Origin of the sequence: Microbacterium sp. H6 (genome assembly GCF_003314775.1) — a bacterium.
Classification (GTDB): domain Bacteria; phylum Actinomycetota; class Actinomycetes; order Actinomycetales; family Microbacteriaceae; genus Microbacterium; species Microbacterium oxydans.
In genome coordinates this window covers 279-19,686 of sequence record NZ_QOAY01000167.1, presented here as the reverse complement: position 1 = coordinate 19,686, position 19,408 = coordinate 279, and the positions used below count along the sequence as shown (strand labels likewise).

Below are 19,408 nucleotides of genomic sequence, written 5' to 3'. Positions count from 1 at the left end.
CGGTGTCCTGCTGGTGGTGCGGTCGCAGCTCGACGATTCAGAGGCGCATCCCGCCGCTTACGTCTGGCCCGCTCTCGCGATGGCGTGCCTGATCGTCGGCACCTTCCTGCAACGGCGCTCGGCTCCGCGCACCGGAACCCTCCTGACCCTGGCCATCCACGTGACGGTGACGACCGTGGCGCTCGTGCCGATCGCCGCGGTGTCCGGGGCTCTCGTTCCTCCGGCGTCGGTGTCGTTCTGGCTGGCAGCAGGGTTCGCGGCCGCCTCTCCGACGCTCGCCGCGTACGGGCTGTACTGGTGGCTGCTCCGCCGGGTGGGCATCACAGCGCTCAACGCGCTGCTGTTCCTCGTCGCACCGACCACCGCGGCAGCGGGGGCGCTCCTCCTCGGCGAGCCGCTCACCGGCGTCACCCTCCTCGGATTCGGACTCTGCGCGGCGGGTGTCGCGGCCGTGCTGGTGAGCGAGACGCGAGGCGGGAGCGATGTGAGCGAGCCGGAGCCCGATGCTACGCTGGCGGCGGCAGCTGCGAGGAGTGACGACCCTCGGCCTCTCGGGGCGAGCGGCTCCCGCGCGTCCGGCGTATCGACGAGAGGCCGATGAGCGATCGGCGAAGGTGTGGTGGCACCGCGATCTAGCCCCCGCCCGCACCTCCAGGGCTTTCGCCACCTGGAGGAATCATGTCGCCATCCGACCCCGCCCGCACGCTCGCCACGGAACTCTCCACCATGCCCGATGGTGCCCGGATCACGCTCCTGGGTCACGTTCATCGGCGCAGGGAACTCGCCACCGTGTCGTTCCTGATCCTGCGCGACCGCACGGGGCTCGCGCAGATCGTGTTCCGACCCGAACAGCTGCCGGTGGATGGTCTGCCCGGTGAGGAGACGATCGTGCGCATCGAAGGCACGGCCACCGCGAACGCCCATGCCCCCGGCGGGATCGAGGTGACGGCGCCGGAGATCACCCTGCTCTCCGAACCTGCGCACACGCCGGTCGTCGAGCTCTGGCGTCCCACGCTCGACGCGGCGCTGCCGACCGTGCTCGACCATGCCGCCGTCACCTGGCGCCACCCTGCGCAGCGGGCGAAGTGGGAGCTGACTGCGGCGAGCCTGCGCGGATTCCGTCGCACGCTCGACGCCGAGGGGTTCACCGAGATCCAGACGCCGAAGCTCGTCGACTCCGTGACGGAGTCGGGGGCGAACGTGTTCCCGGTCGACTACTTCGGCTCGACCGCGTACCTCGCGCAGAGCCCGCAGTTCTTCAAGCAGCAACTCGTCGGCGTCTTCGAGCGCGTCTACGAGACAGGCCCGGTGTTCCGTGCGGAGCCGCACGACACGGTGAGGCACCTCGCCGAGTACGTGTCGCTCGACGCCGAGCTGGGCTTCATCGACGACCACCGCGACGTGCTCGCGCTGCTGCATCGGGTGCTGGCGGGCATGATCGACGGCATCCGCACCGAGAGCGGCGACGCCGTCGAGCGCCTCGACATCGCGCTCCCCGCGATCCCCGACGAGATCCCGGTGATCCACTTCCAGGACGCGCTTCGACGGGTCGGCGCCCCGGAAGACGAGCCCGACCTCGCGCCGGCGCACGAGCGCGCGCTGGGGGAGTGGGCGCGGGAGCGGTACGGCAGCGACGTGCTCGCCGTCGAGGGGTACCCGATGCGCAAACGCCCGTTCTACACGCACCCCCAGACCGACGACCCGCGCTGGAGCAACAGCTTCGACCTGATCTTCCGTGGGCTCGAACTCGTCACCGGCGGACAGCGACTGCACCGGCACTCCGACTACGTCGCCGCCATCGAGGCGCGCGGTGAGTCGCCCGATGCCTACGCCTCCTACCTCTCCGCGTTCGCGCACGGCATGCCCCCGCACGGCGGCTTCGCGATCGGGCTGGAGCGCTGGGTATCGCGGCTCATCGAGGCGTCGAACATCCGGGAGGTGACGCTGTTCCCGCGCGACCTGCACCGGCTCACGCCCTGAGCGGTCACCGGGGGCTCGCTCCGTGAACTCGTGGTCGCGGTGCGCGATAGCATCTGTTCCATGACGATCAACCGCTCTGCATGGTGGTGGCTGCGATAGCAGCCGGTTGACGTATGTTCATGGGCTGCACGGCAGTTCGTGAACAGCACCCGTGAACTCCGTGCGGCTCCCGATTCAGGGAGAGACAGATGGATTCGTTCACCGCGACCGCACGCCGTTCGACGGAGGTCGCCGACGCCGTGGCCCGGCATCCGGAGAGGTTCCGTGTGCTCACGGGGGAGCGCCCCACCGGGGCGCTGCACCTCGGGCACTACTTCGGCACGATCCGGGAGCGGGTACGGCTGCAGGATGCCGGGGTCGAGACGTTCCTCGTGCTCGCCGACTACCAGGTCATCACCGATCGGGATACGACGGCGCACGTGCGCGACAACGTGCACGGCGCCGTGCTCGACTACCTCGCCGCGGGGATCGATCCAGAGCGGACGACGATCTTCACGCACTCGTCGATCCCTGCGCTGAACCAGCTGCTGTTGCCGTTCCTCAGCCTCGTCACCGAAGCCGAACTGCACCGGAACCCCACGGTCAAGTCCGAGCTCGAGGCGTCGGGTCGCGCCCTGAGCGGGTTGCTGCTGACCTACCCGGTGCATCAGGCCGCCGACATCCTCTTCTGCAAGGGGAACTTGGTGCCGGTGGGGAAGGACAACCTGCCGCACGTGGAGATGACGCGGGTGATCGCCCCGGAGGTTCAACGAACGCTACGGGGCGATCTTCCCCGTTCCGGATGCGCTGATCACCGCGACCCCAGAGGTTCCAGGGCTGGACGGTCGGAAGATGTCGAAGAGCTACGGGAACGCGATCGCCCTGTCGATGACCGCGGATGAGACGGTCGCCGTGATCCGACGCACGCGGACGGACCAGGAGCGGCGGATCACGTTCGACCCGGAGCGTCGGCCCGGCGTCTCGGCGCTGCTGTCGACGGCCGCTCTGTGCCTGGGCGCCGTGCCCGAGGAACTGGCCGCTGCCGTCGGAGACGGTGGCAGCGGCGAGCTGAAGGCGCTGACCGCGACGGCGGTGAACGACTTCCTGGCGCCTCTGCGGGCCCGACGGCGAGAACTCGCGGCGGACGGGGACCTCGTGCGCTCCGTTCTGCAGCGCGGCAACGAGCACGCCCGTGCGATCGCGGACGTCACCCTCGACGAGGTGCGTGCGGCGATGGGGACCGTGTACTGACGCGGCGCCGGCAGCGGAGCGCAAGTCCGCTAAGGGCGGCGGGCCTCGATGAGGTGACGGGTCGAGTGCGCGACGAACGGTCCACCCTCCTGGATGAGGTCGTGCAGATCGCGGAGCCGGTCGAGATTGTCGTCGACGGTGAAGCCCGGCACCCACCAGATCACCTTGCGCAGCAGATAGACGACGGCGGCGACGTCATGGATCTCGATGCGCAGGCGAGCGGTGCGCACATCGACGACCTGGAGACCGGCGGCCTCTGCGGCGGAGAGCTCGTCGTCGGGATGACGACCCCGCCGCGCGTCGGGCTGCGGCCCCAGGAAGAACTCGATCAGCTCGAACGCGCTCGCCGGACCCACGTGCTGGGCGAAGTACGTGCCGCCGTGCGTCAGCACCCGGGCGATCTCCGACCACCAGATCGTCGCGGGGTGCCGGCTGGTCACCAGGTCGAAGGCCTCCCCCGCGAAGGGGAGCGGCGGCTCATCGGGGTCGGCGACGACCACCACGCCACGAGGGTGCAGCAGCCGCGTCGCCCGGTCCACATTGGGAGGCCACGACTCTGTCGCCGCGGCGACAGGCGGGAACGACGCGGCTTCGGCGAGCACCTCACCGCCCCCGGTCTGGATGTCGAGCGAGGCCGACGCTCCGGCGAGGCGGTCGGACAGCAACCGGGCGTACCCCCAGGGCGGCCGTTCTTCGGTCGCCCGTCCGTCCAGCCACGCGAAGTCCCACCCTGTGACGTCTGCGGTGCGTCCGGCTTCGATCAGCGTCTCGAAGGATTCCGTCATGCGTCGATTCTCCCAGCCTCGCCTTCAGCGGGTGAGATGACGGGCTTCCTCTTCCCTTCGTCGCGGCGCTCCTGTCTACTGGTCGCGAATCGACCGGTGGGTGGGAAGGAAGATCGGCATGTATCGAAGCAACGGCAACTACGAGGCGTTCGCGCGGCCACGCAAGCCCGAGGGTGCTGACGACAAGACCGTATGGCTGGTCGGGGGAGGGCTCGCCGCGATGGCTGCGGCGATCTTCATGATCCGCGACGGCCAGATCGCCGGGGAGCGGATCACGATCCTCGAGGAACTCGGCCTTCCCGGCGGAGCGCTCGACGGCATCAAGTATCCGGAGAAGGGCTTCGTGATCCGTGGCGGGCGCGAGCTCGAGGACCACATGGAGTGCCTCTGGGACCTTTTCCGCTCGGTACCGTCTCTCGAGATCGAGGACGCCAGCGTGCTCGACGAGTTCTACTGGCTGAACAAGGACGATCCGAACTTCTCGCTCTGTCGGGTGACCGAGAAGCAGGGGCAGGATGCCCACACGAACAAGCTGTTCACGCTGTCGGAGAAGGCGCAGAAGGACATCATCGATGTGATTCTCGCCACGCGCGAGCAGATGGAGGGCAAGCGCATCGACGAGGTGTTCGGCGAGGACTTCCTCGCGAGCAACTTCTGGCTGTACTGGCGCACGATGTTCGCGTTCGAGGAGTGGCACTCCGCGCTGGAGATGAAGCTGTATCTGCACCGGTTCATGCATCACATCGGCGGGCTGCCGGATCTGTCCGCGCTCAAGTTCACCAAGTACAACCAGTACGAGTCGCTCGTGCTGCCGATGCAGAAGTTCCTCGACGATCACGGTGTGAAGTTCCGCTTCCACCACACGGTCACCGACGTGCGCTTCGACATCACGGACGACCGCAAGCAGGCCACGCGCATCGACTGGATCGCCGACGGAGAGGCGGGCGGGGTCGACCTCGGCCCCGACGACCTGTGTCTGATGACGATCGGCTCGCTCACCGAGAACTCCGACAACGGCGACCAGCACACGCCCGCGAAGCTCAAGGACGGTCCGGCTCCGGCGTGGGACTTCTGGAAGAAGGTCGCCGCGAAGTCGCCCGACTTCGGGCGCCCCGAGGTGTTCTGCAACGACATCCCCAAGACCAAGTGGGAGTCGGCGACCGTCACCACGATCGACGAGCGCATCCCCGCCTACATCGAGCGGATCGCCCAGCGGGACCCGTTCTCCGGCAAGGTCGTCACGGGCGGCATCGTCACGGCGAAGGACTCCTCCTGGCTGCTGAGCTGGACGGTCAACCGGCAGCCGCATTTCAAGTCGCAGAAACCGAACGAGATCGTGGTGTGGGTGTACGCGCTGTTCGTCGAGACGCCGGGCGACTTCGTCAAGAAGCCGATGCAGGACTGCACGGGTGAGGAGATCGCACAGGAGTGGCTATACCATCTGGGGGTTCCTGTCGAAGACATCCCGGAACTGGCGGCGTCGGGGGCGAAGACGGTGCCGGTGATGATGCCGTATGTCACCTCGTTCTTCTTGCCGCGCAAGGCCGGAGATCGCCCGGAGGTCGTGCCGGAGGGCAGCGTGAACTTCGCATTCCTCGGGCAGTTCGCCGAGACCACCCGTGACACGATCTTCACCACCGAGTACTCGGTGCGAACCGCGATGGAGGCGACCTACGAACTGCTCGACATCGAGCGCGGGGTGCCGGAGGTGTTCAACTCGACGTACGACATCCGATATCTGCTGAAGGCGACCGCACGATTGCGCGATGGCGAAGCGGTGCACATCCCCGGTCCGAACTTCGTCAAGGGCAAGCTGCTCGACCGACTCGACAACACGCAGATGGGAGAGCTTCTGACCGACTTCGGTCTGATCCCGGAGCACGGCGGCACGACGAGGCGCGAGCGAGCGGATGACGCCGTCGAGTGAGGCGCGTACGATTCACCCGGCCGTGACGTCCACGCCCGCCTGGACGAGTCGAGCGCGCAGGTCGTCGACTCCCCGGTAGTGATGAGTGTGCATCGAGAGGGTTTGTGCTCCGACGAGCTTCGACGCCGAATCGTCGGTGAAGAAGACCTCGGCCGCCTTCACGTCGAGCGCGTCGAGCACGTGACGGAACGTCCGGGTGTCGGGCTTCGCGTATCCGATCTCGGCGGAGTTGAAGACCGCGTCGAACCGGGAGGCGATGCCGTGGGCCGCGATCTCGGCCGGGATCGTGTCCGTGCCGTTGGTGAGTACGGCGGTGCGGATTCCTGTCTCCCGGACGTCGTCGATCAGCTCCAGGACGCCGTCGTCGATCATCGCGGGCTGCGCGCTCCACTCTTCGGCAGCAGCCGTCCCGACCCGCGCGCCGATACGGCGCACCCACTCGGCTCGGGTGATCCGCCCGGTCGTGACCTCGTCGATCAGCGGGCGGGCGAAGGCGATGCGCTCGATGTCTCCGGGGGCGAGATCGTAGCGGCGCTCGATCGTCGCCGTGTTCCTGGCGTCGAAGTGCCGGATCACGCCATCGAGGTCGAACAGGACGACACGGATCATCCGACCATCCTCGCTCAATCGCCGCGCTCGGCCGTCCACAGAGGAGACTGTGTCTGGAAACCGCCGGTCCAGGGGGAGGAGAACGATGGTGTCCGTGTTCCCGCGCTCCGTCTCGGTGGTCATCCCCGTGCGCGACGACGCCCGGCTGCTCGAGGTGTGTCTCGCCGCTCTCGCGCGGCAGACCCGGCACGCCGACGAGATCGTCATCGTCGACAACGGCAGCAGCGATGACACGGTCGACGTGGCCGAGAGGTTCGGCGCGCGGGTGGTGAGCGAGCCGATCCCGGGGATACCCCGAGCATCGGCGGCCGGTTATGACGCAGCCACGGGCGACATCATCGCGAGGCTCGACGCCGACTCCCGCCCCCACCCTGACTGGGTGGAGCGTATCGAGCGGACGTTCCGTGAGCGCCCGGACGTCGACTTCCTCACCGGCGATCCGCGCTTCTACGGATCGACGCCGCTCGTGCACTGGATGGGGGAGCACCTCTACATCGGCGGCATGTACGCGACCATGGCGCCCGTCCTCGGGCATGCGCCGCTCTACGGGTCGAACATGGCGATGCGCGCCGCGGTCTGGCGCACGCTGAGCGCCGAGGTGCACCGCGAGGAGACTAACATCCACGATGATTTCGATCTGTCGTTCCACGTGCGGCCGGAGATGACGGTGCTGCGGGACCGTGACCTCGTCGTCGAGGTGTCGGCCCGACCGTTCCAGGATTGGGCGTCGCTCCGGCGGCGGTTGAGCTACGTCGTGCCCACCGTGCGCCTGCATCTGTCGCCGGAGTCGTTGCGCCTTCGACGGCAGGCGCGTCGCGAGGTCGACCGATCGGGTGGATCGTCCGTCGGCCGGTGAAGCGGGCGGTGACGCGTGCGGCGAGTCAGTCGCGCGCGCGGGAGTACAGATCGAGCAGGTCGGCGGTGAGCTGATGCGGCGTCGTCTCGCTCGGGCTGTGCCCCGTCGCATACGCGCGGAACTCCGCGTCGATGTCGTGCGCGTACCGTTCATGCGCGGCCAGGGGCCACAGGTCGTGCGAGCCCGCGACGACGAGCTTGGGCACGGGCAGCGCCCGCACGCGGTCGCGCAGGTCGGGCGCGACCATCATGAGTCCCACGATCTCGTCGACACTGCGACGGCTCGTCAGGGCGAACCGTGAGCGCACGAACTCGAGTCGCCGCGGCGGGACGCGGTTCTTGTTCGTCACGATCCCCCAGATCATGAGTCCAGCGCCGCGCCGAGGACTCGCGATGGGCGCCAGCGGCCCCAGCCACTTCATGCTCGCGAACACGTTGCCGGAACCGGGGGGAGTGGTGAGCAGGGTGAGGGATCGGACGAGGTCAGGACGGCGGACGGCGACGACCTGGGCGATCGTGCCGGCGAAGGAGTACCCCAGCAGGTGCGCTCGAGTCCCTGCCTCGAGGAAGGCGATCAGATCGCCCGTGAACAGCTCATAGGTGTACCTCGCATTCGCACCGGCGGCGTGCGACTCGTACTGCCCCGCCAGGTCGAACGACTGCACGAAGTACCCCGCCTCCGCCAGCAGGGGGAGCATCAGGGCGAAGTCCTCCTTCGATCCCGTCGCTCCCGGCACCAGCACCACGCGCGGATTCGCGGGGTCGCCGAGGGAGATCACCGACAAGTCTCCGCTCGGTGCGGAGAACGTCGACCGCTGCGAGCCCGCAGGTGGCACCGTCCAATCGACGTCGCCGATGGCCGCGTCGAGGTCTGCCGGGGCACCGAGCGCCCGCCCACTCCTCGAATCCGTCGACACGCTCACAAGGTACTCCCCGGCGTGTTCGCGGGGGAGGTGCGCTCGCCGCAGCGTCGCATACGCCTTTAGTTGCACTTTGGCAACTAAAGGCGTATGGTTGACCTCGATCAACTTTCTACGCAGGAGCGTTACCCCGTGACACAGACCCCCATCCCCGCTTCCGAGACACGCTCGGCTCGCGAGGTCTTCACCGCGATCTCCGGCCTCGTCGTCGGCATGTTCGTCGCCGTGCTCTCCGGCACGGTCGTGTCGACCTCGATGCCCGTCATCATCGCCGACCTCGGCGGCACCCAGTCCCAGTACACCTGGGTCATCACCGCGAGCCTTCTCGCCACCGCCGTCTCGACCCCGATCTGGGGCAAGCTGGCCGACCTTGTGGACCGCAAGGTGCTCGTCCAGATCTCCCTCATCCTCTTCACGGTCGGAACCGTGATCGCCGGCTTCTCGACCGACACGAACATGCTCATCGCCGTTCGCGTCATCCAGGGCATCGGCGTGGGCGGCCTCATGTCGCTCGTGATGATCGCCGTCGCGCTCATCATCTCCCCGCGCGAGCGCGGCAAGTACATGGGCGTCGTCGGCGGCATCATGGCCCTCGGCACGATCGGCGGCCCGCTGCTCGGCGGACTCCTCACCGACGTGTGGGGCTGGCGCTCCAACTTCTTCGTCGGCGTGCCGTTCGCGATCCTCGCCCTCGTGCTGCTGCAGTTCACGCTGCACCTGCCGAAGCCGCAGCGTGACACCAAGGTGTCGATCGACTACTTCGGCATCGTGCTGCTCGCCGTCGGCGTCTCGACCCTGCTCATCTGGGTCTCCATGGGCGGCAACCAGTTCGACTGGGACTCCTCGACGAGCATCATGCTCATCGTCACCGCGGCGGTCGCGATCGCGGCGTTCATCACGGTCGAGTTCTTCGTCAAGGAACCGATCGTGCCGATGTCGCTGTTCCGCAACCGCACCTTCACCCTGTCGGTCATCGCCTCGATCGCGATCGGCGTCTCGATGTTCGCCACCTCGGTGTTCCTCGCGCAGTACTTCCAGCTCGCCCGCGGTGCCACGCCCACCGAGTCCGGCCTCATGACCATCCCGATGATCATCGGCCAGATGGGTGCGTCGATCATCATCGGACAGCTCGTCAGCCGTTTCGGCAAGTGGAAGGGCTGGATGCTCACGGGCTCGGTCCTCGCCACCATCGGCGTCAGCCTGATGGCCACCCTGCGCTACGACACGCCGTTCCCGCTCGTCGCCGTCTACATGTTCGTGCTCGGTGCCGGACTCGGCATGGTCATGCAGAACCTCACGCTGATCGTGCAGAACGACACTGCGCCGCAGCAGCTGGGCGCTGCGTCGTCGAACGTGAACTTCTTCCGCACGATCGCCGGCACGATCGGCGTCACCGTGATGGGGTCGCTGCTGTCCACGAGCGTCGCGAACTACATCACCGATGCGCTCGACGGTTTCGTGCCGACGACACCTGCCGAGATCGAGGCGCTCAAGCACCTCGCCTCCGGAGACGTGCCGAAGGTCGGCCAGCTGCCCGACACCATCCGCGCGATGGTCGAGGGTGCATACGGGCACGGCATCGCGGATGCGTTCATCATCGCGATTCCGCTCGCCGTGATCGCCATCATCGCGATCGCGTTCATCAAGAACAAGCCGCTGTCGACGAAGAACGCCGCGGAGCAGATGCTCGAGCAGGCCGAGGAATCGGTGATCGAGGTCTCCGAGGCCGAGGTCGGCGCGTCACTCGCCACCGGATCCATCCGGATCGACGGCGCGGAGTCGGCGTCCCCCACCACCGGGTCGGTACGCGTGCTCGAGCGCGAAGATCGGGACCAGGAGCGCTGAGATGCTCGCCCCCGGAGCGGTGGAGTCGGCGGACGTCGACAGTGCGCTCGGTGACCTCCAGGCGCATCTGAACCTCATCTTCGCGAGGACCCGGTCGCTGTGGAGGGAGTCTGCGGCCCGGGTCCACCCGGAGTTGCAGGTGGCCGGCTACAAGCTGCTCACCTTCATCGACCGGGCGGGAACCGCGAATGCGCACGAGATCGCGGAGCGGTTCGAGATGGACAAGTCGGTCATCAGCCGGCAGGTGCGGATGCTGGAGGAGCTCGGGCTGCTCGAGTCCCGCCCTGATGAGCGGGATGGGCGCCTCCGGGTGCTGAGCGCGACCCCCGTGGCATGCACCGCGCTGGCCGAGGTCCGCCGCGAGTACGGCACCCGCCTTCAGGCCGTGATCGACGAGTTGACTCCCGAGGAGATCCGGGCGGCGTCCAAGGCCTTCCGGTTGCTCGCCGAAGTCTGAGGCGAAGTCTGAGCCGAGGCCCCGCTGTCACGATCGACAGCGGGGCTTCGCCGTACACTGGCGAGCATGAGCGCCTCTCCCGACGCCCCTGCCGATCGCCCTGCATCCGCCTCGACGACGGATCGGCTCGGCGACGAAGATCTCGATCAGGCCGTCACCAGGGTCGAGCAGGAGCTGGGCCGTCTGTTCGCGCGGATCCGCATCGGCTGGCGCGAGGCGGCGGCGACCGTCCACCCCGATCTGCAGCCCCTGGGATATCAGGTCCTCACCTCCATCGCGACGGGCAAGGCGACCTCGGCTGGTGCGATCATCGAGCGCCTGCAGACCGACAAATCCGCGGTGAGTCGTCAGGTGCGCCAGCTCGAACAGCTGGGACTCGTCGAGAGCGTGCCGGACCCGGACGACCGCAGGGCTCGCGTCCTCGTCGCGACCGATCTCGCCCAGGAGCGCGTGGCCCTCGCCCGCTCGCAGTATGAAGGACGCATCGGAGAGCGGCTGCGCAACTGGACCGCGGCCGACCTCGACCACTTCGCCGACCTGCTCGCCGGGCTCGGGGGCGGAGAGGCACCGTCGGCGAGGTGAGACGGCCGGCGAGGTGAGATGCCGCAGGGAATACAGCGCTCCGCCCGTGCCTTGTCTCCCACTGTGACTCTCTACGAACCCGCCCTCTTCGGCGCCCTGCAGCTGTCCAACCGCGTCGTGATGGCGCCCCTCACGCGCACCCGCGCAGACGACGAGGGTGTGCCGACCGAGACCATGGCGGAGTACTACCGCCAGCGTGCGGGGCAGGGCCTGATCATCTCCGAAGGCACCTGGCCGGCTGCGGAGGGCAAGTCGTACCCTGGTCAGCCCGGCATCGTCACCCCGGCGCAGATCGACGGATGGAAGCAGATCGCCGACGCCGTGCACGACGAGGGCGGAACCATCGTCATGCAGCTCATGCACGGGGGACGCGTGGGGCACCCCGCGATCTCGGGCGAGGCGCGCGTCGTGGCCCCGAGCGCGCTCGCCGCCCCCGGACAGACGCGCACGCCGCAGGGCAAGGCCGATCTCCCGGTCGCGCATGCGCTCACCCTCGAGGAGATCCCCGTCGTCGTCGAGCAGTTCGCCCAGGCGGCGCGCAACGCGATCGCCGCGGGCTTCGACGGCGTCGAGGTGCACGGTGCGAACGGGTACCTCGTGCACGAGTTCCTGTCTCCGGTGTCGAACACGCGTGACGACGGCTACGGCGGATCACCCGCGAACCGGGCACGCTTCGCGATCGAGGTCACGGAGGCCGTCGCTGCGGCGATCGGAGCCGATCGCACCGGCATCCGCCTTTCGCCGCAGCACAACATCCAGGGTGTGCTGGAAGAGGACGCCGCAGACGTCCACGCGACCTACACCGCGGTCGCCGAAGGGCTCGCACCTCTCGGTCTCGCGTTCGTCGACGTGCTCCACGTAGACCCCGCCGGCGAGCTCGTGCAGCACATCCGCCGCACGGCCGGTGCGCCGCTGATCGTCAACACCGGCTTCGGGATCGACACGACCAGGGATGCCGCCGAGAGCCTCGTGGACGACGGGTGGGCGGATGCCGTCGCCGCCGGCCGTCCCGTGATCGCCAACCCCGACCTGGTGGAGCGCTGGACCCAGGGGGCCGAGCTCAACCCTCCGCGCCCCGAGCTGTTCTACGGTCGCACGGCCGAGGGGTACACCGACTACCCGTCGCTGGAGTCGGTCCGCGCCGGAGTCTGAGGCGGCGCGCTCGCCTCAGAGCACGATGTCCTTCGCCGTGTCGAGGGGCAGCCATCCCGTCTCACGGGCGCCCGGTCGCGCGAGCACGTCGGCCTCGGTCAGTGCGTCGAGGTCGACGCCGGTGAGGGCGGCGATGTCGATGATCGGCACCTGGAACGTGCGGAAGCCGCCGAGCAGCGGGACGGCTTTCTGCTCCTCGCGGGTGTCGACCAGGTCGGACTGATCGAGGACGAAGCCGGCTGCGGCGAGCCCATCCGGTCCTCGCCAGGCCGCCACCTTCCAGAACCGGAGCGGCACTCGGATGCCGCGGTAGGGAGGGTCGCTGTCCTCGAGCACCGGCGCGGTGAACACCGACACCCGCTGGTCGGTGCTCTCCGCATAGGCGAGCACGTGATCCTCCAGGCCGAGCCAGAGCTCCTTGGACTGGTTGAACCCGGCCGCCTGCGGAGCCGCGTTCGGGTAGAAGAAGGTCGCTTCGCTGGCCGCGCGGGCGGGGGCGGGCGGTCCCCAGCCCGGATCGCGTCGGCGCACGAGGTGTCCGCGGTCGAGATCGTTGCGGGCGTACACCTCGGGCCCGGTCTGCTCGTCGGGCCGCAGGCGTTCGTCCAGCCGCCAGTCGCCGGTGCGGGGGAGGCTCTGCAACGTGGCGCCGTCGATGTTCACGGCCGTGACCGCTGCCAGGCGCCGCTCAGGGTCGAGCAGCACCGTGAACCGGGGGTAAGGGAGTGTGCGCACGTCGTGCGCAGGGCGCGGGAGGGGGAGGGGCGTCCCGAGGAACTCCGCGTCGTAGCCGTCGCTCATGGTCCCATCGTGCACCGGGCCTCCGACGCGCACCCGTTCGATCTCGAAAACAACGGGTCGAGTTTTGACATAGGTCAAACGATCCCCTACGGTCGAAGCATGGCTCAGGCACCCGATCGTGAAGAAGTCTCGGAGGCGATCGTGGGCTCGACCGCTGCGGAGATCTCCGAGAGCGTGCGCGACCTCGTCGAGCGCGGGGCCTATGCTCCGGGCGATCAGCTGCCGCCCGTGCGTTCCCTCGCGGCCCGCCTCGGCGTGAACCGGAACACGGTGCTGGCCGCCTATCGATCGCTGGTCACCGCGCGCATCGCCGCCACGGGCGGTCGCACCGGGACCACCGTGCTCGGGCCGGCGGAGAATCATGACGAGGGGTTCACCCCGGGCTCGGTGCTGCGCGACATCGGCAGCGGCAACCCCGATGCCGCGCGTCTTCCCGACCTCGCGGCCGCGTTCGCCACGGTCACCCCGGGGCACGTGCTCTACGGCGAATCGGTGATAGACCCCGACCTGGCCGAATGGGCGACCGACTGGATCGCCGCCGATCACCCGCGTCCGTTCCGGCTGTCGATCACCGCAGGAGCGGTGGACGCCGTCGAGCGTCTCCTCGCGCAGACGCTCGTGCAGGGCGACCGGGTCGGCCTCGAGGATCCGTGCTTCCTCTCCAGCATCCATACGGCGCGGCTCGCCGGATATGTGCCGGTCGCCATCCCGGTCGATCGCGAGGGCATGACCGTCGCGGGCCTGAGGGCTGCACTCGAGAGCGGTGCGCGCGCGATCGTCTGCACCCCTCGCGCGCACAACCCCACGGGCGTCGGCACCAGCGCGACCAGGGCTCTCGCGCTGCGCGAAGTCCTCGCCGACCATCCTCATGTCCTGGTCATCGAAGACGACCACTTCTCGCTGCTCGACCCCACGCCCTACGCCAGCATCATCGCGCCGACGCAGCAGCGATGGGCGCTGGTGCGTTCGGTGTCGAAGTTCCTGGGGCCGGACATGCGCCTGGCGGTCACGGCATCCGATCCGGTGACCGCGCGACGTCTCGCGTTGCGGCTCAGCCCCGGAACGATGTGGGTGAGTCATGTGATGCAGCGGCTTGCGGCAGCGATGCTGCGCGATGACGAGGTGCAGCGGTCGATCGTCGCAGCGGGCGAGCACTATGCCGGACGGAACGAGGCCTTCGTGTCGAAGCTCGATGCGCGCGGAGTCCAGGCGCAGGCGGACAGTGGCCTCAACGTGTGGGTCGATGTCCGCGACGATGCGACCAAGGTCGGTCGACGTCTCGCGTCGCGCGGGTGGCTCGTGCGGCCCGGCTCCGAGTTCGCCCTGGACACCGAGAGCGCGCAGGGCTCCACGCATCTCCGTCTGACCGTGCACGCCCTCGATGATGCCGAGGCTCAGCGACTCGTGGACGATCTCGTGGCTGTGGCCGGCGGGTCGCACTCGTCCGGAGCGGACGCATGATGGCCGGCCGGCCTCGGGGCGCCGAATCGCGCATCGGCCGCTCTTCGCGCCTGGAAGGTGTGCTGTACGACCTGCGTGGCCCGGTCGCCGACCGGGCGGCCGAGCTGGAGAAGCGCGGGGAGTCCATCCTCCGTCTCAACATCGGCAACCCGGCACCGTTCGGGTTCGATGCTCCTCCGGCCATCGTCGAGGCGCTCCGCTCAGCCCTGCCCCATGCGCACGGCTACTCCGAGTCCGCGGGGCTTCCGGAGACGCGCGAGGCGATCAGCGCGCACTATGCCCTCCGCCCGGGCTTCCCCGCGCTTGCCATCGATGACATCACCGTCGGCAACGGTGTCTCGGAACTCGTGGGCCTCACGCTGCAGGCGTTGCTCGAGCCCGGCGACGAGGTGCTGATCCCGAGTCCCGACTACCCGCTATGGACGGCATCGACGGTGCTGGCCGGTGGGCGGGCGGTGCACTACCCGTGCATCGAAGCCGAGGGGTGGGCGCCGGACCTCGCGGCGATGGAGGCATCGATCGGTCCTCGGACTGCGGCCATCGTCGTGATCAACCCGAACAACCCGACCGGCGCGGTGTACGGGCGACAGGTTCTCGAGCAGATCGCCGAGCTCGCGCGGCGGCATGGCCTGCTGCTGCTCTCCGACGAGATCTACGACCGCGTCGTCTACCCGGGGTTCGAGCACGTCTCGACTGCACAGGTCGCTCCTGACGTGCCCTGCGTCACCTTCGCGGGACTCTCGAAGACGCACCGGGTCGCGGGCTATCGCGCCGCGTGGATGACCGCGACCGGATTCCACTCCGACGATCCCTTCCTCTCCGGGGTGCGTCTGCTCGCCTCGATGCGCATGTGCGCCTCCGTTCCGGCGCAGCACGCGATCACCGCGGCGCTGACCCATGATGCCTCGCTCGACGAGCTGGTCGCGCAGGACGGACGGCTCACCCGGCAGCGGGATGCCGCACTCGACGCACTCGGCGGGATTGCCGGGTTGGACGTGCAGGTGGCGGGCGGGGGACTGTACCTGTTCCCCCGCCTCGACCCGGAGGTGCACGGCATCGTCGACGACGAGCGGCTGGTGCTGGACTTCCTCGACGCCGAGCGGATCCTCCTCGTGCATGGGCGGGCCTTCAATCTGCAGACTCCCGATCACCTCCGCATCGCCTTCCTCCCGGAGGCCGATGTGCTCACCGATGCACTCCGACGTCTCGGTGCCTTCCTGGACGGGTACTCACCGCCTCAGCGCTGAGCTCGTCCGACCCGGTGGAGTGACCGAGTGGCCAGGTCGCGGTCCGCAAGACCGTGCACGCAGGTTCGATTCCTGCCTCCACCTCTCAACGGCCCGGCGCCGGAACGCACACCCTCAGGCGGCCAGCGTCAGCCACGTCCTCGGCGAGTGTCCGATGCGCTGGGCGAAGACCCGAGAAAAGGCGGAGGAGCTCGCGTAGCCGAGCTGCGCCGCGACCGCGCTCACCGACATGCCGCCACGCAGCTGCTCCTGTGCGATCGTGAGCCGCCACTCGGTGAGGTAGTCGCCGGGCGAGCGTCCGAGCACCTCCTTGAATCGCGCGGCGAACGCGCTGCGCGACATGTTCGCCGTGCGGGCGAGGGACTCCAGGCTCCACGCTTCCCCCGGTTCCTCGTGCATGGCGACGAGCGCGGGGGCGAGCCGCTCGTCGGCGAGGCCGGGGATGAGCCCCGGTGCGAGGTCGAGCTGCTCTGCGTGATCGAGCATCCATCGAAGCAGCTGGATGAGCACGACCTCGAACATGCGGTCCGCCACCAGCGGGCGTCCGCACCGCACATTGTCGACCTCAGAGAACATCAGGTCGAGTGCGGGGCCGAGAGTCTCGACCTCATCGAGGGGCAGCACGATCGACGATGGCAGTGTGCGGACCAGCGGGTGGGTCGCGCCGCCGTCGAAATCGAGAGTCGCGCAGGCGAAGTCGGACTCCTCGGTCGGCGCGTTCAGGAACGAGTGGTCGACCGGCCGCGGGAAGAACAGCAGGCTCGGCCGTGAGATGAGCGCGCGCTCGCTGCTGCCGTCGGCCCGACGATGCGTCACCTCCATCTCGCCTCGTCGCAGCACGTGCAGGAAACCGTGTCCACCGCTCGCCGGGAACACCGTCGTGCCGCACAGCGGCCCGTTGTGGAACAGCCGCGTGCGCACGCGGAACCGCTCGAGGAGGGGAGAGAGGCGATCGATATCGGACACGCTCCCAGTATCCGGGACGATATGTCATGAAAGCAAGACGTTATGGTGCGCATCGTCCGATCATTGTCGAAAGACTGGAGTCGGCTCGGATCCGGGCCGACTCGACAATCGAAGGAGCATCCCGTGCCCAACGTCCCTCTCATCGACCGCGACAACGCCACCGGAAACGTCAAGGAACAGCTCGATCAGATCGCCGGCGCCTTCGGGGCCGTACCCGCGATGTTCCGCGCCGTCGCCAACTCTCCCGCGGCTCTCACCAGCATGTGGGGGGCGTTCGGCGCCTTCGGCGGCGGCTCGCTCGGTCCGGCCATCGGCGAGCAGATCGCCGTGGCCGTCGCCGACCGGAACTCCTGCCAGTACTGCCTCGCCGCGCACACCGCCCTCGGCAAGAAGGCGGGCCTCAGCCGTGAGGCCCTCACCGCCGCGCAGAGCGGCGAGTCCGACGACCCGCGCACCGCGGCGCTGCTCGCGTTCGCGCTCAAGCTGGTGGAGGAGCGCGGTCAGGTGTCGTCGGCGGATGTCGACGCGGTGCGCGCGCAGGGGTGGACCGACGAGCAGATCGTCGAGACGATCGCCCAGGTCGCGCTGAACCTGTTCACGAACTACGTGAACATCGCCCTCGACGTCCCGATCGACTTCCCGAGCGTGGCTCTTCGTCGCGCGAGCTGAGCGCTGTCGCAGACGAAGGGGCCGGGTCCGCAGGGACCCGGCCCCTTCGTCGTCGCGGTCAGGCGGTGGGAGCGGGCAGTTCGACGGAATCCAACCATGTCGCGATGGCGGAACGGGCTGCCCTCTCGAGTTCCGGTCCGTAGGCCCTGGCGTCCTCGCGGATGATGCGCGGGTCGATGCCGTTGTGATGCAGCTCGTGCGCGTGGCCGATCAGCCAGCTCCCGATCGCGCGGTGGTCGGCCTCGAGGTGGAACTGCAGGGCGAGCACGGTGCCCGTGCTGAACGCCTGGTTCGGGAACCCGGGGGTGGACGCCAGCCGGCGAGATCCGGCCGGGATCGTGAACGCGTCTCCGTGCCAGTGCAGCACGGGCATGCCGTCGAGTGCGCGCAGCGGTGAATCGAGGCCGTCCTCGGTCAGATCGAGCGGTGCGTAGCCGATCTCGACCTGACCGGTCGCGTGCACCTGCGCCCCCAGCGCCTCGGCGATCAGCTGTGCTCCGAGGCATATGCCCAGCAGCGGCCTGCCGGAGCGGAGCCGATGGGCGACGGCCTCCTTCGAGGCGTGCAGGAGCGGATACCCATCGGCGTCGTGCACGCCGATCGGGCCGCCCAGCACGATCATCAGATCGGCATCGTCCACGCGTTCGATGTCGATGGCCTCGGTGCCGAGGTCGACGTACTCCACGCGAAAGCCGCGTTCGCGCAGGAGTGGCCCGAGGATGCCGAGGTCTTCGAAGTGCACGTGGCGGAACGCGAGCGCCGTGCGCTCGCGCGTCTCGGGAATCGTCATGCGGACAGCCCTTCTGCGACGTACTCGGTCAGCTCGGTGAGACGGTGCGAGTATCCCCACTCGTCGTCGTACCAGGCGGAGATCTTCACCTGCGAGCCGATCACGCGGATCAGACCGGCGTCGAGGATCGAGGAATGCGGATCGATCACGGTGCCGGCGACCGCGATCTCATCGTCGGCGCAGCGCAGGATCCCCTTGAGCGGGCCCTCCGCGGCCGTCTCGTAGGCGGTCCTGACCTCATCGGCGGTGACCGGTCGGGACGCCGTGACCGTGAGATGCGTGATCGAACCGCTGATGGCCGGCACCTGCAGGGTGTAGCTGTCGAGTCGGCCGTCGCCGAGATCGGGCAGGACGCGACCGATCGCGGACGCGGCTCCTCCACTGCGCGGCGTGATCTTTCCGCCCTTCGCCTCCTTCCCCATCGCGGACCGCGGGTCCGCGTGGGGGGCGTCCGGCACCTGGAGGTCGGATGACTCGGCACGGATGGTCGTCATCAGTCCGGAGTCGATGCCGAACGCCTCGTGGAAGACCTTGGCGACCGGGGCCAGGCAGTTGGTCGTGCAGGACGCGCTGGAGATGACGTGGTGTCGGGCCGGGTCGTACGTGTGCTCGTTGACGCCGAGCATGATGGTGCCGTCGTCGTCCGGAGTCGGAACCGTCGTGATCACCTTCTTCGCGCCGGCCGTCAGGTGCGTGCGTGCGTCGTCGGCCCCCGCAACGGACGCCGTCGCCTCGATGACGATGTCGACTCCGAGCTCACGCCAGGGCAGCCGCAGCGGATCGCGCTCGGAGAGCATGCGGACCGCGTGTCCGTTGAGGAAGAGGTGGTCGTCGTCGTACCGCACGCCGCGCGTCGACGGCCCGCTGCTGCCGTCGCTGCGCAGGAGATCCGCGATGGCGCGTGGCCCCCGCGGGTCGTTCACGGCGACGAGGTCGAGCTCCGATCGACGCGCGAGCAGAAGTCGGAGCTGATTGCGGCCGATTCGGTCCAGTCCGTTGATGGCGATTCTCTTAGGCATTGGTGTCCCCTCCGCGGCGCGGTCCCCCGTGCCGGTGCTAGCTTTGACCTATGCCAAAATTATCACACGTGCGCAGCGGGGATTCCTGGGAGTTCGGACCGGCCGGACTGCTG

The 19,408-nt window shown here is 68.7% G+C and carries 18 protein-coding genes, 1 tRNA gene and 1 pseudogene; 13 read left to right on the top strand and 7 right to left on the bottom strand.

What is annotated here, in order from left to right; translation table 11 throughout:
* From DSP71_RS23570 to trpS, 3 genes and pseudogenes are all read left to right on the top strand, one after another.
* Nucleotides 1-601, top strand: a 601-nt coding sequence (locus DSP71_RS23570) for a DMT family transporter (protein ID WP_258546372.1), incomplete at its 5' end; no start/stop codon positions are given.
* A gap of 77 nt (nt 602-678) precedes the next feature.
* A complete protein-coding gene (gene aspS, locus DSP71_RS10605; protein WP_113681064.1) occupies nt 679-1,980 on the top strand; it encodes an aspartate--tRNA(Asn) ligase in 1,302 nt (433 codons plus the stop codon).
* 188 nt (nt 1,981-2,168) lie between these two features.
* A pseudogene (gene trpS, locus DSP71_RS10600) lies at nt 2,169-3,210 on the top strand (tryptophan--tRNA ligase).
* 29 nt (nt 3,211-3,239) lie between these two features.
* Here trpS and DSP71_RS10595 read toward each other — a convergent pair.
* The gene (locus DSP71_RS10595) at nt 3,240-3,995 is read right to left on the bottom strand and encodes a methyltransferase domain-containing protein (RefSeq protein WP_113681063.1); all 756 of its coding nucleotides are present in this window, start codon (nt 3,993-3,995) and stop codon (nt 3,240-3,242) included.
* Between the two features lie 118 nt (nt 3,996-4,113).
* On the opposite strand from DSP71_RS10595, the gene DSP71_RS10590 reads away from it, so the two are divergent.
* Nucleotides 4,114-5,922 (top strand): oleate hydratase, encoded by a 1,809-nt coding sequence (locus DSP71_RS10590; protein WP_113681062.1) that lies wholly within the window; start codon nt 4,114-4,116, stop codon nt 5,920-5,922.
* Between the two features lie 12 nt (nt 5,923-5,934).
* On the opposite strand, the gene DSP71_RS10585 is transcribed toward DSP71_RS10590, so the two are convergent.
* Nucleotides 5,935-6,531 carry an HAD family phosphatase gene (locus DSP71_RS10585; protein WP_113681061.1) on the bottom strand — a complete coding sequence of 199 codons (597 nt, stop codon included), beginning with the start codon at nt 6,529-6,531 and terminating at the stop codon, nt 5,935-5,937.
* 85 nt (nt 6,532-6,616) lie between these two features.
* Here DSP71_RS10585 and DSP71_RS10580 point away from each other — a divergent pair, with 85 nt between their 5' ends.
* The gene (locus DSP71_RS10580; protein ID WP_061015414.1) at nt 6,617-7,387 is read left to right on the top strand and encodes a glycosyltransferase family 2 protein; all 771 of its coding nucleotides are present in this window, start codon (nt 6,617-6,619) and stop codon (nt 7,385-7,387) included.
* A gap of 25 nt (nt 7,388-7,412) precedes the next feature.
* Here the strand turns inward: DSP71_RS10580 and DSP71_RS10575 are convergent, their stop codons facing one another.
* Nucleotides 7,413-8,303 carry an alpha/beta fold hydrolase gene (locus DSP71_RS10575; RefSeq protein ID WP_231728730.1) on the bottom strand — a complete coding sequence of 297 codons (891 nt, stop codon included), beginning with the start codon at nt 8,301-8,303 and terminating at the stop codon, nt 7,413-7,415.
* Between the two features lie 93 nt (nt 8,304-8,396).
* Here DSP71_RS10575 and DSP71_RS10570 point away from each other — a divergent pair, with 93 nt between their 5' ends.
* The 4 genes from DSP71_RS10570 (at nt 8,397) to DSP71_RS10555 (ending at nt 12,342) form a co-directional block, all read left to right on the top strand.
* Entirely contained in the window at nt 8,397-10,151 is a 1,755-nt protein-coding gene (locus DSP71_RS10570) for an MDR family MFS transporter (protein WP_218867287.1), read from the top strand.
* 1 nt (nt 10,152) lies between these two features.
* Nucleotides 10,153-10,608 (top strand): MarR family winged helix-turn-helix transcriptional regulator, encoded by a 456-nt coding sequence (locus DSP71_RS10565; protein ID WP_046747651.1) that lies wholly within the window; start codon nt 10,153-10,155, stop codon nt 10,606-10,608.
* Between the two features lie 66 nt (nt 10,609-10,674).
* Nucleotides 10,675-11,190: a MarR family winged helix-turn-helix transcriptional regulator gene (locus tag DSP71_RS10560; RefSeq protein ID WP_113681060.1), complete on the top strand. Its 516-nt coding sequence runs from the start codon at nt 10,675-10,677 to the stop codon at nt 11,188-11,190.
* A 63-nt stretch (nt 11,191-11,253) separates the two neighbouring features.
* The gene (locus DSP71_RS10555) at nt 11,254-12,342 is read left to right on the top strand and encodes an alkene reductase (protein ID WP_258546371.1); all 1,089 of its coding nucleotides are present in this window, start codon (nt 11,254-11,256) and stop codon (nt 12,340-12,342) included.
* A 15-nt stretch (nt 12,343-12,357) separates the two neighbouring features.
* Here the strand turns inward: DSP71_RS10555 and DSP71_RS10550 are convergent, their stop codons facing one another.
* The gene (locus tag DSP71_RS10550) at nt 12,358-13,143 is read right to left on the bottom strand and encodes a DNA/RNA non-specific endonuclease (protein WP_113681080.1); all 786 of its coding nucleotides are present in this window, start codon (nt 13,141-13,143) and stop codon (nt 12,358-12,360) included.
* A 99-nt stretch (nt 13,144-13,242) separates the two neighbouring features.
* Between DSP71_RS10550 and DSP71_RS10545 the strand changes: the two genes are divergently transcribed.
* The 3 genes from DSP71_RS10545 to DSP71_RS10535 all read left to right on the top strand — a co-directional run bounded on the left by DSP71_RS10545 (nt 13,243) and on the right by DSP71_RS10535 (nt 15,935).
* Complete coding sequence (locus DSP71_RS10545) at nt 13,243-14,604, top strand: aminotransferase class I/II-fold pyridoxal phosphate-dependent enzyme (protein ID WP_113681058.1); 1,362 nt, start codon at nt 13,243-13,245, stop codon at nt 14,602-14,604.
* Nucleotides 14,604-15,851 (top strand): aminotransferase class I/II-fold pyridoxal phosphate-dependent enzyme, encoded by a 1,248-nt coding sequence (locus DSP71_RS10540; RefSeq protein ID WP_061015419.1) that lies wholly within the window; start codon nt 14,604-14,606, stop codon nt 15,849-15,851. Before DSP71_RS10545 ends, DSP71_RS10540 begins: the two co-directional genes overlap by 1 nt.
* A gap of 13 nt (nt 15,852-15,864) precedes the next feature.
* Nucleotides 15,865-15,935 (top strand) — tRNA-Cys (locus DSP71_RS10535).
* Nucleotides 15,936-15,965: 30 nt separating this feature from the next.
* On the opposite strand, the gene DSP71_RS10530 is transcribed toward DSP71_RS10535, so the two are convergent.
* Entirely contained in the window at nt 15,966-16,817 is an 852-nt protein-coding gene (locus DSP71_RS10530; RefSeq protein WP_046747657.1) for an AraC family transcriptional regulator, read from the bottom strand.
* Nucleotides 16,818-16,940: 123 nt separating this feature from the next.
* On the opposite strand from DSP71_RS10530, the gene DSP71_RS10525 reads away from it, so the two are divergent.
* Complete coding sequence (locus tag DSP71_RS10525) at nt 16,941-17,486, top strand: carboxymuconolactone decarboxylase family protein (protein ID WP_046747658.1); 546 nt, start codon at nt 16,941-16,943, stop codon at nt 17,484-17,486.
* A gap of 58 nt (nt 17,487-17,544) precedes the next feature.
* Here the strand turns inward: DSP71_RS10525 and DSP71_RS10520 are convergent, their stop codons facing one another.
* Nucleotides 17,545-18,276: a glutamine amidotransferase gene (locus DSP71_RS10520; RefSeq protein WP_113681057.1), complete on the bottom strand. Its 732-nt coding sequence runs from the start codon at nt 18,274-18,276 to the stop codon at nt 17,545-17,547.
* Nucleotides 18,273-19,295, bottom strand: a complete 1,023-nt coding sequence (locus DSP71_RS10515) for a type I glyceraldehyde-3-phosphate dehydrogenase (RefSeq protein WP_113681056.1) — start codon at nt 19,293-19,295, stop codon at nt 18,273-18,275. Before DSP71_RS10515 ends, DSP71_RS10520 begins: the two co-directional genes overlap by 4 nt.
* Nucleotides 19,296-19,408: the final 113 nt, after the last annotated feature.

Bases quoted from the DNA above. Each gene is read 5' to 3' on its own strand.
- DSP71_RS10570 (WP_218867287.1), top strand. From the start codon at position 8,397: ATGGTTGACCTCGATCAACTTTCTACGCAGGAGCGTTACCCCGTGACA.
- DSP71_RS10515 (WP_113681056.1), bottom strand. From the start codon at position 19,295: ATGCCTAAGAGAATCGCCATCAACGGACTGGACCGAATCGGCCGCAAT.
- DSP71_RS10590 (WP_113681062.1), top strand. From the start codon at position 4,114: ATGTATCGAAGCAACGGCAACTACGAGGCGTTCGCGCGGCCACGCAAG.
- DSP71_RS10540 (WP_061015419.1), top strand. From the start codon at position 14,604: ATGGCCGGCCGGCCTCGGGGCGCCGAATCGCGCATCGGCCGCTCTTCG.
- DSP71_RS10545 (WP_113681058.1), top strand. From the start codon at position 13,243: ATGGCTCAGGCACCCGATCGTGAAGAAGTCTCGGAGGCGATCGTGGGC.
- DSP71_RS10595 (WP_113681063.1), bottom strand. From the start codon at position 3,995: ATGACGGAATCCTTCGAGACGCTGATCGAAGCCGGACGCACCGCAGAC.
- DSP71_RS10560 (WP_113681060.1), top strand. From the start codon at position 10,675: ATGAGCGCCTCTCCCGACGCCCCTGCCGATCGCCCTGCATCCGCCTCG.
- DSP71_RS10565 (WP_046747651.1), top strand. From the start codon at position 10,153: ATGCTCGCCCCCGGAGCGGTGGAGTCGGCGGACGTCGACAGTGCGCTC.
- DSP71_RS10520 (WP_113681057.1), bottom strand. From the start codon at position 18,276: ATGACGATTCCCGAGACGCGCGAGCGCACGGCGCTCGCGTTCCGCCAC.
- DSP71_RS10550 (WP_113681080.1), bottom strand. From the start codon at position 13,143: ATGAGCGACGGCTACGACGCGGAGTTCCTCGGGACGCCCCTCCCCCTC.
- DSP71_RS10585 (WP_113681061.1), bottom strand. From the start codon at position 6,531: ATGATCCGTGTCGTCCTGTTCGACCTCGATGGCGTGATCCGGCACTTC.
- aspS (WP_113681064.1), top strand. From the start codon at position 679: ATGTCGCCATCCGACCCCGCCCGCACGCTCGCCACGGAACTCTCCACC.
- DSP71_RS10580 (WP_061015414.1), top strand. From the start codon at position 6,617: ATGGTGTCCGTGTTCCCGCGCTCCGTCTCGGTGGTCATCCCCGTGCGC.